8 protein-coding genes are annotated in these 16,456 nt (G+C 43.8%); 5 read left to right on the forward strand and 3 right to left on the reverse strand.

Translation table 11 applies throughout. The features are described 5' to 3' along the window. Positions 1 to 1,092 precede the first annotated feature (1,092 nt). The 5 genes from HWQ38_RS23130 (at position 1,093) to HWQ38_RS23150 (ending at position 7,779) form a co-directional block, all read left to right on the forward strand. Positions 1,093 to 1,995: an undecaprenyl-diphosphate phosphatase gene (locus HWQ38_RS23130; RefSeq protein ID WP_292798268.1), complete on the forward strand. Its 903-nt coding sequence runs from the start codon at positions 1,093 to 1,095 to the stop codon at positions 1,993 to 1,995. Positions 1,996 to 2,160: 165 nt separating this feature from the next. Continuing rightward, positions 2,161 to 2,850 carry a DUF4337 domain-containing protein gene (locus HWQ38_RS23135; RefSeq protein ID WP_292798270.1) on the forward strand — a complete coding sequence of 230 codons (690 nt, stop codon included), beginning with the start codon at positions 2,161 to 2,163 and terminating at the stop codon, positions 2,848 to 2,850. Between the two features lie 329 nt (positions 2,851 to 3,179). Then, the gene (locus HWQ38_RS23140) at positions 3,180 to 4,412 is read left to right on the forward strand and encodes a M20 family metallopeptidase (RefSeq protein ID WP_292798272.1); all 1,233 of its coding nucleotides are present in this window, start codon (positions 3,180 to 3,182) and stop codon (positions 4,410 to 4,412) included. A 943-nt stretch (positions 4,413 to 5,355) separates the two neighbouring features. Continuing rightward, positions 5,356 to 6,753 (forward strand): acetyl ornithine aminotransferase family protein, encoded by a 1,398-nt coding sequence (locus HWQ38_RS23145; protein WP_292798274.1) that lies wholly within the window; start codon positions 5,356 to 5,358, stop codon positions 6,751 to 6,753. Positions 6,754 to 6,864: 111 nt separating this feature from the next. Continuing rightward, positions 6,865 to 7,779 (forward strand): DUF1338 domain-containing protein, encoded by a 915-nt coding sequence (locus HWQ38_RS23150; RefSeq protein WP_292798276.1) that lies wholly within the window; start codon positions 6,865 to 6,867, stop codon positions 7,777 to 7,779. Positions 7,780 to 7,928: 149 nt separating this feature from the next. Here the strand turns inward: HWQ38_RS23150 and HWQ38_RS23155 are convergent, their stop codons facing one another. The 3 genes from HWQ38_RS23155 to HWQ38_RS23165 form a co-directional block, all read right to left on the reverse strand. Next, positions 7,929 to 10,499, reverse strand: coding sequence for a hypothetical protein (locus tag HWQ38_RS23155; protein ID WP_292798278.1), 2,571 nt, complete (start codon positions 10,497 to 10,499; stop codon positions 7,929 to 7,931). A gap of 173 nt (positions 10,500 to 10,672) precedes the next feature. Then, positions 10,673 to 14,365: a pyruvate:ferredoxin (flavodoxin) oxidoreductase gene (gene nifJ / locus HWQ38_RS23160; protein ID WP_292798280.1), complete on the reverse strand. Its 3,693-nt coding sequence runs from the start codon at positions 14,363 to 14,365 to the stop codon at positions 10,673 to 10,675. A gap of 514 nt (positions 14,366 to 14,879) precedes the next feature. Then, entirely contained in the window at positions 14,880 to 16,280 is a 1,401-nt protein-coding gene (locus HWQ38_RS23165; protein ID WP_292798282.1) for a Rieske 2Fe-2S domain-containing protein, read from the reverse strand. Positions 16,281 to 16,456 lie beyond the last annotated feature (176 nt).

The raw sequence follows: 16,456 nt of genomic DNA on the forward strand, positions 1-16,456 counted from the left end.
TCCTTCACCGCAGGTGATGGTAGATGCTTGTTGATTAACATCATCCCATTTTCCTTATTCCTCTGCTCGCTTTAGCATTTGTAGGGTTTTCAAATGTAAAGAAATATTTCGCCAACAGCATCCGTTGCTACTCGCAGCCCTGGTAGCGATCGCCTAAGTACAGCATTTCATTAATTCCTAGCAAATATTTGGCAATAACCTGCAATGCTAATGCATTCGGCTGGCATTGTTAATGTGTTCCTCAGCATTAAAAACGCTACGTTTTTACGCAAAGCTCTACCTAATACCATTTCACACAAACCCTGATACATATAGATTTCTCGTAGGGGCACAGAAAAAGCTCATTGGTGTCAACTTAAGGTTAAAAGGGCGGTTAGAAACCGCGCGCCAGGTGCTTCTGCCAAAGGGAGACGCTGCGCGAACAAGTCGGCGGAGCCGCCCAACGCACTGGCTTGTCTACACAGGCAAAACCCACCTCCGTGGGTTAAGAAACCTTGATTTGACCTTAGTCCGCGCAGGCGGACTTCGTTTGTGTAGCCGCGAATTCTATTCGCCAAGGCTTAAGTTGACACGTATGAGCATTGCTGTGCCCCTACCAACGTATTTGTATCATTATTAAACAGGACTTACGCAAACAATAGCCCAAACCCTGATTTGACGGTAGGGGCAATTCATGTAGCTTTAGCTGACCGCAGGGTATTGCCCCTACGCTGTGTAGTTTTGCGTAAGTCCTATTAAAGTAAAACGGTATAAGCCCTGTTTACAACTGGTGCAGTCACAGTTATGACATAACTTGGTAATAGCTTTGTCAATAAGACGTGCAATGGTAAGGAAAGATGAAATTAACCTAACTCTACTGACACACAAGGCAGGATTTACCTGCCTTTTTTCATCTTTGGGACTGAAACATAAAACACTACTTAAATGCGCTACTTCCCACTCGTACATAATTCATTCTGAATTCTGAATTCTGACTCCTGAATTCTGATTGTTAAATGTCATCCAAGTGGCATATCTTAGTCACACAAACGTCACTGGTATAAGTTAATTTGTCGGTATTTGATTAACAGTAAATTAGTTACGCCTGATATCATGATGCTTTCTTTTGCAGTGGCGAGTGCAGTCTGTAGCAACGGTAGCGAAGTAAATCTAGACTTTGCTAACTTTAGCTGGATTGACGTGATTATTTTAGGCATCGTTCAGGGAATAACAGAACTACTACCAATTAGCAGTACTGCTCATTTGCGGATAGTGCCAACTTTACTAGGACTGAAAGATCCGGGGTCTGCTTTTTCCGCAGCAATGCAGTTAGCTAGCTTGACTGCTGTTTTAGTCTATTTTTGGCAGGACTTAAAAAAATTAACCGGAGAGACAGTTAGAGCAATTAGCAGACAAGACTATCAATCTAGTTCTTTGCAACTGATGTTAGGTTTATTGATCGGAACTTTGCCTATTGCTGTGGCTGGTGTGCTACTCAAACCAATTCTGAACGCCTGCAACTCACCAATCCGAGGGTTAGTAGTTATTGGTGCGGCTTCAATTATTATGTCAGGATTGCTGGCGATCGCTGAAAAAAGTGGAGGACGCGATCGCACTTTCGCCAACCTCACCCTCTGGGATGGCATTTGGGTAGGAGTTGCTCAAGCTTTTGCCCTCATCCCTGGCGTTTCTCGCTCTGGTTCCACCCTCACCGCCGGGTTATTTTTGGGGATGAAACGGGAGACATCTGCGCGATTTTCTTTTTTGTTGGGCTTACCAGCCGTGATTTTGGCAGGTGCTGTAGAACTCCACACACTTACGAAAGCCGGACTGAGCGCAGCTGGTTGGTTGACTTTGTTAGTGGGCTTAATCTCCGCCAGCATTTCCGCTTTTGTCGCAATTTGGGGACTCCTACGCTACCTGGAAAAACACAGTACCTTGATTTTTATTTTCTACCGCTTGGCGATGGGTGTATTTTTGATAGTTGCTGTGATGGCTGGTTGGTTGCAGAATTGATTTTAACTGATAATGGGGTATTAAGCTGAAAAACATCTAATTTGCATAACCAAATTAAACATAACTCTTGTGGGGTGGGCATCTTGCCCGCCCTAATTATGCAAGTTAAATGTAGAACAGCTTAGTAGCATCGGCACAGAAAACTGAGAGCAGCAGTATTACAATATGCACATAAACCCGATTGACTTGGTTGAGCCGGAAAACGATGAACCCGAAACGTCAGCTAACCGCGAAAAGCGCAAAAGTCGTTTAAATAGTGCTGTTGCAATTGCAGTTGCCTTGATTGCAACCTTTATCGGTATCTGCAAAATCAAAGATGATAATCTGGTTCAGGCAATGCAGCAAGCTCAAGCAAATAAAATTGACGATTGGGCGTTATATCAGGCTCGTAATATTCGTGAAGAAATAGCCAAATCAAATATAACGCAACTGAAATTGCAATCTCTTTCTCAATCTTCTGCTGTCAGGGCTGACTATGAAAAACAGATTGCAGCTTATCAAGTAATTGCTGATAAAGAAGACCAGAAAAAGCAGGAACAGAAGGTAATTGCCGAAAAAGATCAAACAACCTATGACCAGCTGAATTACCATGACGACCAGTTTGACCTAGCTGATGCCTCCTTATCGCTCTCTGTCTCGCTATTTGCCATCACATCTCTATCTCAGAAAAAATGGTTATTCTACCTCGCCTTGGTTCCAACTATATTTGGCTTGGTCATGGGGTTATCTGGATTATTAAACTGGCAATTACACCCCGATGCTTTGACTAAATTACTATCCGAAAACTTCTTAGAAAAGCCAGCCGAAAAAATACTGCTTTCCACTCGCACTTCCCCAAATCCCAAAGTCTTCTGAATTGATTGATTAGGAATAAGAATTAAATAACATACAATTTATTTCCCTGGCTTACCTCACCCTCAATCCCTCTCCGATATATTGGAGAGGGAAGCTAGAGATAGAATGAAGTTTTGCATTTTATTTACAGCAGAAATCATGTATTTGAACCACATCTGTTGTAGGGGCACAGCAATGCTGTGCCCCTACCGCGTGGTCTATTTACCTGAAAATAGCTGTAATCCACCTTCCTTAACAAGATTCTGACTCATCCCCACTAGTCACTATTCTCTACGATAAACTGGGAAAATAAACTTGCGTTAGCTGTACTTAAACTAGTTGTCTTTATAATGGTTTCTACCTTTCCCAATCCCTCTTCTGTTGACCTATCTCGCATCCGACTGGCAATCCGTTCATTACAACCGCAATTAGTAGAGTGGCGGCGGCGATTGCATCAACAACCAGAGTTGGGTTTTCAAGAAAAACTGACGGCTGAGTTTGTATCACAAAAGCTCCAAGAATGGGGAATTGAGTATAAAACTGGCATTGCCCACACTGGCATTGTTGCCACCATCAAAGGCAAAGGGCAAGATTCAGAAACAATCCAAAATCTAAAAGTTTTAGCGATTCGGGCAGATATGGATGCTTTGCCAATCCAAGAACTCAACGAAGTGCCGTACAAATCGCAGCATGATGGAGTGATGCATGCTTGTGGACATGATGGACATACTGCGATCGCTTTAGGTACAGCTTACCATCTCCAGCAGCATCGCCAAGACTTCTCCGGTACCGTAAAAATTATCTTCCAGCCAGCAGAAGAATCACCAGGCGGCGCAAAGCCGATGATTGAAGCTGGAGTTCTCAAAAATCCTGATGTTGACGCAATTATTGGTTTGCACTTGTGGAATAATTTGCCCTTGGGAACAGTGGGTGTACGTGCTGGGGCATTGATGGCGGCTGTGGAGTGCTTTAACTGCACAATTTTGGGCAAAGGTGGACACGGCGCACTACCTCATCAAACTGTTGACTCTGTTGTAGTTGCTGCCCAAATCGTGAATGCCTTGCAAACCATTGTCGCTCGGAATGTTAATCCTATTGATTCAGCAGTGGTGACAGTGGGCGAACTTCATGCTGGAACTAAGCGGAATGTGATTGCTGATACAGCGAGAATGAGCGCCACTGTCAGGTATTTTAATCCTAGTTTGAAAGGCTTTTTTCATCAGCGCGTCGAGCAGATTATTGCTGGAATTTGTCAGAGTCAGGGGGCGAATTATGACTTAGAATACTGGTCACTTTATCCACCAGTCATTAATGATATTAAGATAGCAGAATTGGTGCGAACAGTAGCAGAAGAAGTGGTAGAAACCCCGATGGGTATTGTACCAGAATGCCAAACTATGGCTGCTGAAGATATGTCATTCTTCTTGCAAGAGGTTCCTGGTTGCTATTTCTTTTTAGGCTCTGCTAACCCCGCGAAAGACTTAGCATATCCCCATCATCATCCCCGGTTTGATTTTGACGAAACCGCCTTGGGAATGGGTGTGGAAATGTTTGTTAGATGTGTGGAAAAGTTTTTTAGTTGAGTGGGTGTAAATTAGATGTTTTTTTTACCCTGCTTAATTTACACGCAACTTTCCTAAGAAATTTCTCTGACTTGTCGCATTCGCTCAAAGTCGCTATCAGATGAAACAAGAGTCAGCCCCTTCGGGGAAGTCAAAAGTCAAAAGTCAAAAGTCAAAAATTTACCAACCCTCTAAATAAATTTAGGGGCTTGAGTCAATAAGTAAATAGACTATGCGGTAGGGGCACAGAAAAAGCTCATGCGTGTCAACTTAACGTAAAAGCCATGTCCCGCAAGGAACTGAAGTTCCTTGCTAATAGCTCAAGTCATCTCAAGATGACTAAATAATTTGAAAAGTCTTTAGTCTACTTGAGTAGACTTTAGCTATTAGCCCTGAAATTTATTTCTGGGCGGGCCTGGAAGTCAACAAGCGATTTCTATCTGAGGTTGACACCAATGAGCATTGTGCCCCTATGACAGATGTGGTTCAAAGACATGAAAACTGCTGTAAATTAGCAGCTTTTTGATGTGAGTTTTGTGCCATAAAGTGCAACTCACCAGCAACAATAACACTGGCTACTGCTGAACTAACTATTGGAGTCGCAAAAGCTACTAATGCGACTTGAAAACTAACTTTTGGAGTCGCAGATTATCTCAGAGAGTTGTATTAATTTTTGCATATAGCCATTCTCCTGTGGATGTAATACAGATTCTCTCAACAAATGTTCTGTAGCTTGCACCCTGACATCTAATAGTGAAGCTGTTATGCTTCAAAAAATATAATATGACGCGATCGCAGAAGTTGTGTTATAAAAACGGGCAAAGTCTTACAAAATACGAAAATCTTTACTATGAAGCTTTTTCGGTAAATGCGTAATTTCTACACCAATGGAATCAAATGCTACTTTAAATTATTACATCTTAGGGTTTAATCATCAGTAATCTTAAAAAAATTGCAAAAAATTATGTTAAGTATCCCTATTAACTTAAATTTACCTCGGACACCCCGTCTAATAACTTCCTTACCTGGGCCTCGCGCTCAAGCAATTGTACAACGCGATCGCGCCGTAACTTCCCCTTCTTATACCCGCGATTACCCCTTAGTTGCATCTCGTGGCCAGGGCTGTATGGTGGAAGATGTCGATGGCAATGTATTTCTGGATATGACCGCAGGTATTGCAGTTACCGCCACCGGACACGCCCACCCAGAAGTCGTGAAAGCAATTCAAGAACAGTCGGAACGTCTGCTGCACATGTCGGGGACGGATTTTTATTATGAACCGATGGTGGAACTAGCGGAACAATTAGCGATTCGCGCCCCCTTTCCCCACCCACAGAGTCACAGCGGATTTCCCGCAAAAGTATTTTTCACCAATTCCGGGGCAGAATCCAACGAAGGAGCAATCAAACTAGCTCGATATTACACCAAGCGATCGCTAATTGTAGCTTTCTTAGGTGCATTTCACGGACGCACCTATGGGGCAATGTCTCTCACTGGTTCCAAAACAGTACAGCGAGCTAATTTTGGGCCTTTGCTTCCTGGGGTGACTCATATTCCCTACGGGACTCATGCTAGCTTAGATTACTTGGAACACCTATTTACCACAATTTTACCACCGTCAGAGGTAGCGGCGATCGTTGTTGAAGCAATTCAAGGAGAAGGTGGGTATATCGTCCCCGAAGATGGTTTTTTAAAGCGGATTCGGGATATTTGCGATCGCCACGGTATTCTGATGGTAGTGGATGAAGTGCAATCAGGAATGGGGCGGACTGGTCGCTTATTTGCGATCGAGCATTGGGGTGTCATGCCTGATATCATTACTACAGCTAAAGGTATCGCCAGTGGTCTGCCATTAGGAGCGATACTTGCCAGACCTGAGTTAATGACTTGGCCTCCTGGTTCTCACGCCACCACATTTGGCGGTAATCCCGTAGCTTGTGCTGCCGGTATTGCCACTCTGCGACTGCTGGAAAGTGGTGAGGCAGCGTTGCAGGAGGGTTTCCCTCCGCAGGCGACTGCGAACCCGAAGGGTTTGATGACTAACGCTACTCAGATGGGAGAATTATTACAAACTAGTCTTACCGAGTTGCATCAAAGATTTCCCAGAGTATCGCCGCCACGAGGTAAAGGTTTGATGGTAGCGGTGGATTTATGGGATGAGCAGGGTAATCTTGATTATAAATTGCGCGATCGCATTATCCAAGAAGCTTTTTTACGCGGTTTATTACTACTAGGTTGCGGTAAAGCCGCAATTCGTTTTTGTCCACCTCTAGTTATTGACAGTGAACAAATTAAAATTGCCCTTCAGATTATCAGCGAGATTTTAAAAAATGAGAGAGAGTCGAGAGTAGGCTTGCCGTGAGCGTAGCCGAATGGGAGTGGGGGGAGATGAGGGAGATGAGGGGGATAAGGGAGAAATAAGCAATGCCCAATGCCCAATGCCCAATGACAAATGACAAATGACAAATGACAAATGACTAATAAAATAGCCTTTTATTTATGGAAATTACTTTGGCAAGAATACAGCGCCAGGGTAAATCATGCCCGTACCTACCAGCAAATGATTACTGCTGCGGGTGGGACTGTCGCCAACGACCACATCGCCTTTCGGTCTTTGCGTTTATTAGTAGATAGTCCACAGGGTAAAGTTAACTTAGGAATTGACTACCTGGGACAACTTGCAGAAGCTTTGGGTTACGTGGCGGCTGGAGAGTATAATTTTGCTCAAACCCATTTATATGCCCGTTATTATCGTCATCCACAACAAGAGGAATTTAACTTACCCAAGCTGTTTATCAGCGAGTTGATTGTCGATGAATTGCCTGCTAATATTGCCCAACTCATCTCTAAAACAGTATCTTCAATCTCAGACGAACTGACCTTACCCCTGACTTTTCTAGAAAAAGACGGGAATATTGAAACCATTGCCAAACAACTCCAGCAAGTCTTCACCCGCCCTTGGCTACCTCCTCGGCGTTCTGTTGTCGAAGAAGTGAATCAGGTTACTCAGTATGGGGCTTGGGTGTTGCTGCACGGATATGCTGTCAACCATTTTACAGGCTACGTCAACAGCCAGAACACTCCAGAATATCCAGACATTAAGACTACCGCCGATGGTTTGGCTAACCTGGGTGTACCAATGAAAGCAGAGATAGAGGGAAATATTGCTTGTGGTTTGCGGCAAACTGCAACTCAAGCAGCAACAGAAATGGTGACAGTATTAGATGATAATAGTGGCGCAGAAATTCAGATTCCTTGGACTTACGCCTATTATGAAATTGCCCAGCGTTATCCTGTGGAAGTGGAATCTGGGAAGCAGGAACTTTTCGATGCTTTTTTAGGAAGTAATGCCCAGCAATTGTTTGAAATGACTCGTCTATCTAAGTAGCCCAGAGTGGTTAGTGTTTTAACAGACGTAGCACTACAAAGTCCAATACATTTGGGTTAAGGCTATAGAGAAAAGAAAGAAATCCGGGTTAACCCAAGCGTATTGCTACAAAATCTCTACATTCTTTTTCGGAGATGTTTCAGGACAAACTACGCTTGCAACACAAAATCTGATGCCGTGAGAGTTGGCACACCAGTTAGAGTTGCAAATAAACCACCACTGCCAAAACCAGCAGCGCTGCCATTTTGGTTATAGAACAATTGCCCATTCACAGCGTCATAGACAATTTTTGCCGTGCTAGCCCAGGTGGAAGTTGTGATTTTAAAATCACTGGCGTTGCTAAAACCTGTTCCGGGAGTAGAAGTAATTGCCTTAAAAGTAGTCTTATCTAAAATTATCTTGTCACCTTGGCAACTGTTGAAGTCACTAATGGTATCTACACCAATTGCAGAGCCGTCAAAAGCAGCATTGGTATTGTAAAGGAATCTGTCAGCACCCGCATCACCAACGAGAGTATCATTACCCGCACCACCGATGAGGGTATCATTACCTGCTCCTCCACGCAGATAGTCATTGCCACTCTTACCATCAATCTTGTCATTACCCCCTTGACCATTAATCACATCATTGGAGTTGTCAAAACCAGAGATGTTATTATTCAGGTCATTGAGGAATGTAACCGTGTTTTTATTGAAGATGGTGCTAAGATTTGAGTTGGCATCTAAGACATCAAAACTGTCAACGATATTGGTCTGGTTATCAAACAGGATATTGCCTACAGATGGTCTGGTAGCTGATGCAGGTAAATTATCCAGGTTTTCCAGTTGAAAGTTTTCCAGGATAACTTTGGTATTAGCGACATTTTCAAAAGTGACTTCTAGATTGTTACCATTTTGAGTTAGTTGCAGATTTTGGGCAGTCAAACCGTTACCTGTAAATTGCAGTGTATCAAAATTGGTAATTACTCCTGCTGATGGGTTTGTGCCTTTACCAACGCCACCAAAATCGGTAATGATGTCATTGCCATCGCCAAGGCGAATAATAAACTTATCTTGACCACCGTTGCCTGTTAGGGTATCATCACCAGTTAACCCATTGATGATATTGTTGCTCGGTGAACCAAATAAGTTATCTGCACCGGGAGTTCCAGTCAGGTTGACAGAGGTGTTGCTACTAGGAATATTCGTTCCCCCAAACACTACATAGCTTTGCCCACTCTGATAACCGTTGGGGGAGGCACCTGATGCCCCAATAATCAGGTCGTCAATACCATCGTTGTTGATGTCCCCCGCATTGCTGACTGAGGAGCCTGAATAGTCATCTTTTCCAATGCCGTTAATTATAAAGCCATTATTACCATTTAAATCAGAGAGGTTAAGGGTGCCGCCACTGCCCAGATTCGTCCCCCCAAACACTACATAACTTTGCCCAGCATCAGAGTTGCCGTTGGCGTCGGCAACAGGTGTCCCAATAATCAGGTCGTCAATACCATCGTTGTTGATGTCCCCCGCATTGCTGACAGACCAGCCTGAGGAGTCATCTGCTGCAATGCCGTTAATGAAAAAGCCATTAGTGCCATTCAAATCAGAGAGGTTGAGGGTGCCGCCACTGCCCAGATTCGTCCCCCCAAACACTACATAGCTTTGCCCAGAATATTTTTTGCCGTTGGGGGAGGCACTTCGTACCCCAATAATCAGGTCGTCAATGCCATCGTTGTTAATGTCCCCCGCCTTGCTGAGTGACCAGTCTGAGTCGTCATTTGCTGCAATGCCGTTAATGAAAAAGCCATTAGTGCCATTTAAATCAGAGAGGTTGAGGGTGCCGCCACTGCCCAGATTCGTCCCCCCAAACACTACATAGCTTTGCCCAGCACCACGGCGGCTGCCGTTGGGGGAGGCACCTCGTGCCGCAATAATCAGGTCGTCAATGCCATCGTTGTTAATGTCCCCCGCATTGCTGACTGAGGAGCCTGAGAAGTCATTGTCTGCAATGCCGTTAATTATAAAGCCATTAGTGCCATTCAAATCAGAAAGGTTAAGGGTGCCGCCACTGCCCAGCTTCCTCCCCCCAAACACTACATAGCTTTGCCCAGCCCTAAATTTGCCGTTGGGGGAGGCATCTGATGCCGCAATAATCAGGTCGTCAATACCATCGTTGTTAATGTCCCCCACATTGCTGACTGAGGTGCCTGAGTTGTCAAGTGCTGCAATGCCGTTAATTATAAAGCCATTAGTGCCATTCAAATCAGAGAGGTTGAGGGTACCGCCACTGCCCAGATTCCTCCCCCCAAACACTACATAGCTTTGCCCAGCATTAGAGTTGCCGTTGGGGGAGGCATCTGATGCCCCAATAATCAGGTCGTCAATGCCATCGTTGTTAATGTCCCCCGCATTGCTAACTGAGGAGCCTAAGCCGTCAAATGCTGCAATGCCGTTAATTATAAAGCCATTAGTGCCATTTAAATCAGACAGGTTGAGGGTGCCGCCACTGCCCAGATTCCTCCCCCCAAACACTACATAGCTTTGCCCAGCCCTAGAGTTGCCGTTGGGGGAGGCATCTGATGCCACAATAATCAGGTCGTCAATGCCATCGTTGTTAATGTCCCCCGCATTGCTGACTGAGGTGCCTGAGTTGTCAAGTGCTGCAATGCCGTTAATTATAAAGCCATTATTGCCATTCAAATCAGAGAGGTTAAGGAAATTGAATGATGAATTAGCCATGATTTTCCCCTGTGTTTGTAGTGATTGAGCATTCGTGAGCCTTGGTCAATGGAATTTGCGGCTAGACAAACACGAAAAAGCCTGCACAAACTCACAAAAAATTCCCGTTTTCAAACCTGCCATCGCCCAGCGTCCCGTTTGTAATTCGTAATTTGTAATTAGGAAGTTTCAATTCAGAGAATATCGCGTTTTGCCAAATATTGGTACATCTGCCAACGTGCATCTACCTCAGCTTGGGCTTGTTCTAACAAGTGCTTGGCTACGTCGGGTTTGCTCTTGGTGAGCATTTTAAAACGATTTTCTTGATACATCGAATCTTCTACCGATTGCTTAGGCGATCGCATATCCAATTGCAATGGATTTTTACCCTGGAGGAGCAACTCTGGATTATGCCGATACAGCAACCAACGACCTGATTCTACCAGAGTTTTCTGGTGATTCATCCCTGTAGTCATATTAATTCCGTGGGCGATGCAATGGCTGTAAGCAATAATTAGTGATGGACCATCATAAGCTTCTGCTTCCATAAACGCTTTCAGGGTATGTTCATCTCTCGCACCAAGGGCTACACTCGCTACGTAGACATTTCCGTAAGTCATGGCAATCATACCCAAGTCTTTCTTCGGTGCAGGCTTGCCACTGGCGGCATATTTGGCAACTGCTGCTCGTGGCGTAGCTTTAGAAGATTGACCGCCTGTATTAGAATATACTTCTGTATCCATCACCAAGATGTTGACATTTCGACCACTAGCGATTACATGATCGATGCCGCCAAAATCAATATCATAAGCCCAACCGTCACCGCCAACAATCCAGACGCTTTTTCTTACCAAGTAGTTTGCCAGAGATTTGAGATTTTGGACTTCGGCTACGGTTCCATCGAGCGAAGTCGAGATGCTCAGTCCAAGGATTTTGGATTTGAGACTTTCCTGCGGAACGCTACGCGAACGGCTACGCTCAGTCGAAGGATTGGGTTCGAGAGTTAGGATTTCATCTAACTTTTGCTGCAACAGTTCTATCCTTTGGCGCTGTTCCCAAATGTCAGCCTCAGATTTTTGTTCAGCTTTGAGGATAGACTGAGCAAGGTTTTCATCTATTTGACTCCCCAATCGTTGCAACAATTCCGCCGCAAACTCAGCTTGTTTGTCGAGGGAAAGGCGGAAGCCAAAACCGAATTCGGCGTTATCTTCAAATAGATTATTAGACCACGCCGGGCCGCGTCCTTGGGCGTTGGTTGTCCAAGGAGTTGTGGGGAGATTGCCACCATAAATTGAGGAGCAGCCTGTAGCATTGGCAATGACGGCGCGATCGCCAAACAATTGTGTTAATAATTTTAAATAAGGTGTTTCACCACAACCTGCACAAGCACCAGAGAATTCAAATAAAGGTTCTTGCAGTTGTTGTTGGCGAATCTGATTTAATTTTAGCGATCGCCTGTCAGGATTGGGTAAACTCAAGAAGAAATCCCAGTTTTTCCGCTCTTGTTCTTGTAAAGGCAGCTGCTCTGCCATATTAATCGCTTTTCGCAATGGCTCAAACTTATTTTTAGCCGGGCAAATATCTACACAAATGGCGCATCCTGTGCAGTCTTCTGGGGCAACTTGAATGGTAAACTTTTGATTGGCAAAGTCTTTATCTTTTGCACCAGTTGATTTAAAGGTTTCTGGTGCATTGACTAACTCATCTGATTGATAAGCCTTGGCACGGATGGCGCTGTGCGGACAAACCATCACGCACTTACCACACTGAATGCAGACATCCAGATCCCACACAGGTATCTCTTCAGCAACGTTACGTTTTTCCCACTTGGCAGTACCTACCGGAAAAGTGCCATCAACAGGTAGTGTGCTAACAGGTAAGTCATCACCTTCCCATACCATGATTTTGCCCAGAACTTCCCGCACAAATTCGGGAGCGGAGTTAAGAGTAGAGACGCGATTAATCCCGTCTGTGAAAATTGTTTGTGGGATATCTACTTTATGCAAGTTTTCTAAGGTATTGTCTACAGCTTGCAAGTTCATGCGGACGACTTCTGCACCTTTTTTACCATAAGTCTTGTCAATCGCTTGTTTGATTTTAGCGATCGCTTCTTCTTGTGGCAAGACACCCGCTAAGGCAAAGAAGCATACCTGCATAATAGTGTTAATTCTTCCACCCATGCCACTTTCACGCGCGACCTCGCTAGCATTGATTACATATAACTTCAAATGCTTATCGATAATTTGCTGCTGCACCTTGAGCGGCAAATTTTCCCAAACGGTATCTGCATTATATGGACTGTTAAGCAGCAAAGTCGCCCCAGGAATAGCAGCCTTTAGAATATCTATGCGTTCCAGAAATCCCCAATGATGGCAACCAATAAAGTTAGCTTGGTCAATTAGGTAGGTGGAGCGAATTGGCTCTTTACCGAAGCGTAAGTGAGAAACGGTCATCGAGCCAGATTTCTTGGAGTCAAAGACAAAGTAGCCTTGGGCGTAATTGTCGGTTTCTTCACCAATAATCTTAATAGAGTTTTTATTAGCCCCAACAGTACCATCAGCGCCCAACCCATAGAACATTGCGCGAACAACATTATCCGATTCTGTGGAGAAGTTAGGGTCAAAGCTTAAAGAAGTATGACTAACGTCGTCATTAATTCCAATAGTAAAGTGATTTTTTGGTTTAGCTTCAGCAAGGTGATCAAAAATGCCCTTCACCATCGCCGGAGTAAATTCTTTGGAAGAAAGACCGTAACGACCACCAATAATTTTGGGGAATGAGATAATTTTGTCTCCCTTGTCTCCCTCATCTCCCTTATCTCCCTCATCTCCCCACGCCTCATGAATAGCAGCCACAACATCCAAATACAACGGTTCCCCGGCGCTACCTGCTTCTTTAGTGCGGTCAAGAACAGCGATCGCTTTTACACTAGTTGGTAATACTGCAACAAACCTTTGAACATCAAAGGGGCGGTAAAGTCGCACTTTTACAACACCAAGTTTTTCACCACGGGCGTTAAGGTAATCTATTGTTTCATGGACGGTTTCACAGCCGGAACCCATAATAACGATAATGCGATCGGCATCGTTAGCCCCGTAATATTCATAGATTTTGTAATGCCTTCCTGTGCGTTCTCCAAATTGATCCATGATGCGCTGGACAATTTCTGGACAAGCGTTGTAGTAGGGGTTAGCACCTTCACGTCCTTGGAAGTAGACATCAGGGTTTTGGGCAGTACCGCGCAAAACTGGACGATCTGGGGTCAGCGCCCGGCTGCGGTGGGCAAGTATTAGGTGATCGTGGATGAGCGATCGCAAATCCTCATCTGAGAGCAGCTTAACCTTCTGTACTTCATGGGAAGTGCGGAAACCATCAAAGAAGTGCATAAACGAGACTCGCGCTTCTAGGGTAGCAGCATGGGCAATGAGAGCAAAATCTTGACTTTCCTGCACCGAAGCCGAACACAGCAAAGCGAAACCAGTTGCACGAGCTGCCATCACATCGCTATGATCACCAAAAATTGATAAAGCGTGGGTAGCCAGGGCGCGGGCGGCAACGTGAACCACAGCGCTAGTCAACTCACCAGCAATTTTGTAGAAGTTGGGTATCATCAACAATAATCCCTGAGATGCCGTGAAAGTGGTACTCAGGGAACCTGTTTGCAATGCTCCATGTACAGCGCCGGCGGCTCCTCCCTCGCTCTGCATTTGCACGACGCTGGGAATAGTACCCCACAGGTTAGGACGACCTTCTGCTGACCAAGCATCAGCCCATTCACCCATTGCTGAAGAGGGGGTGATGGGATAAATCGCAATCACTTCATTTAATTTGTAAGCAACACGGGCGACAGCCTCATTCCCGTCAATGGTTGCAAAGGTTTTAGCCATAATATGATTTTTCTCTCCGCCTTTAAGCTGCATTATCAGAACGTGTGAATATAAGAATCAGAAATAGCCACAACTCAAAAGTGAGTTATATGGATTAAAGATTTATTGGTAGGATTGACTCCGTGTTTAAAGGAGAATTTATTGATGAATTTCGGCTTTTAAGTTAACTTTAAATAAATACTGCATCTATTAATATCTCATCTGCAATACTGCATCTATTAATATGTATTAATAATGTACTCAATCACCAAAGTCTCTGTTTGATAAGACTTTAAAGCAATCTATTCTTTTTTATGGGGTATAGGGTCGGGAATCTCTGATACAAAATATTCCCGAAATCAGGAAATTTATCGAAATGAATCGAACGCGATCGCGCTGCTTAGTTGTGTCTGCGATCCCTGAGTTGAACGTAGCGATCGCACTTAGCCCAGATTAAACCAATGCTGCCTCATACTTTGGCGATATCTAGGTTCAATGGAGGTGACGCGGCGATCGCTACTTTTTCTATTTCATCTCACTTTTTTGCATTGCTGCCATAAAGTTTAACCAAAGGTAAACCTCTATTAGGAATACTACTAAGAAAAAGTTGCTTGATATCATTCGACTTATATGATAAAAATGAACTTAATAGTGCAATGATGGCTGATATCAACACCAAACTAAAGTGAATACCTGTCAAGATAAAAACCAATGTTAAGAGTGCAAATATCAGAGTGCAAATATTACCAAAGCTTTGTACCTTTTCAGTAAAAATCAGAGAATTCCGACAACTGGGACAATGCTTTGTATGTCTATGCCATCGGTCATATAGTTGCTGATCATTCAATTGTTTAACACCGCCTTCTACAGACCCTTGCCATGAAGGACTACCTCCAGCAAATTCCTCTAGCCATTTTCTGAAAGTTATGATACCCACATCAGCAAGAGAAGGCATAAAGTATGCCCTTTGCCATTTTTTATCTAATGATGACTGATTCACTTCCTGGGAATGCATAGCTGATAAATCTTGGTCACTTAGCTTGTATGTGGATAAATGCTGTAACCCAGTTTGTAAATCCTTTGGGAGAATCTCAAACCAAAAATTTCTTTTAACTAAACTTTCATCAGAAATAAACTTGCCAATGTACCTACAGTAACCTGGTTGTGTAGGTACAAAATACAACTGAAAAATATTAGTTTTCCCGTTGGGGTAACGATATATCGTGGTATTACAAGAGGGTGGAGTAAACTTCCGCATCGCCTGCATATCTTTGTTGAAGAGATTGTAGCCTTGATGTTTGAGAGTAAAACCTTCTTGGGCAGATATTTCTCCAACAAATTCAAAATATTCCATAGGCACAGATGTTTTAGGTGAAAAAAGACCTATTCCTTCATGAAGAAATTCTGCATGAGAAGGATCAAAAGTACTTTCAACAGACACCGTATAACCAACCGGAACTTCTGTCATGTGCCAGGAAGTTGAAGATATATCTAGTTCGGACTCTGGTATGGTAGCTGGCTGCTTTGAGTTACAATCCTCAAAGGCTGTTGAACTCTCATCTGGCCATACCCAAAGCAATTCTTGGGTAACTTGTGTAGGATATTTAGTAATTCTTGACCTTAAACTATCACAAGCAGTTATTTCTGCTTGGCTACCAGCAGCCAACATGGGAATTTTAGTGCATTTACCCTCACCGTTAAAACACCAACCGTGATGTCTACACATTAAGTTCCCATCTTCAGTGATGCTTCCCATAGATAGTCGCGCCAACTTATGAGGACAAACATCATCCATTACTATCCACTTTTGATTTTTGTCTCTCCAAATCACCAATTTTTTCCCCAGAAGAGTGACAGGAGTAGGATTCAAAATATCTAAGTAGCTTAAAGGAATAATAGGATACCACTGTTTAGCCCATGAAAACTGAGTTGTCATAAGAAAAGCTAGAAACCTAATTGATAAAACTATATTAGTAAGTTACAGCAGTTTTCATGTATTTGAACCACATCTGTCGTAGGGGCACAGCATTGCTCATTGGTGTCAACTTAAGCTAGAAATAGCTTAACTGTTGGCTTCATCACCCGCCTAGAACTAAAGTTCTTTGGCTTTTA

Source organism: Nostoc sp. NMS7, from assembly GCF_017115085.1.
GTDB lineage: Bacteria > Cyanobacteriota > Cyanobacteriia > Cyanobacteriales > Nostocaceae > Nostoc.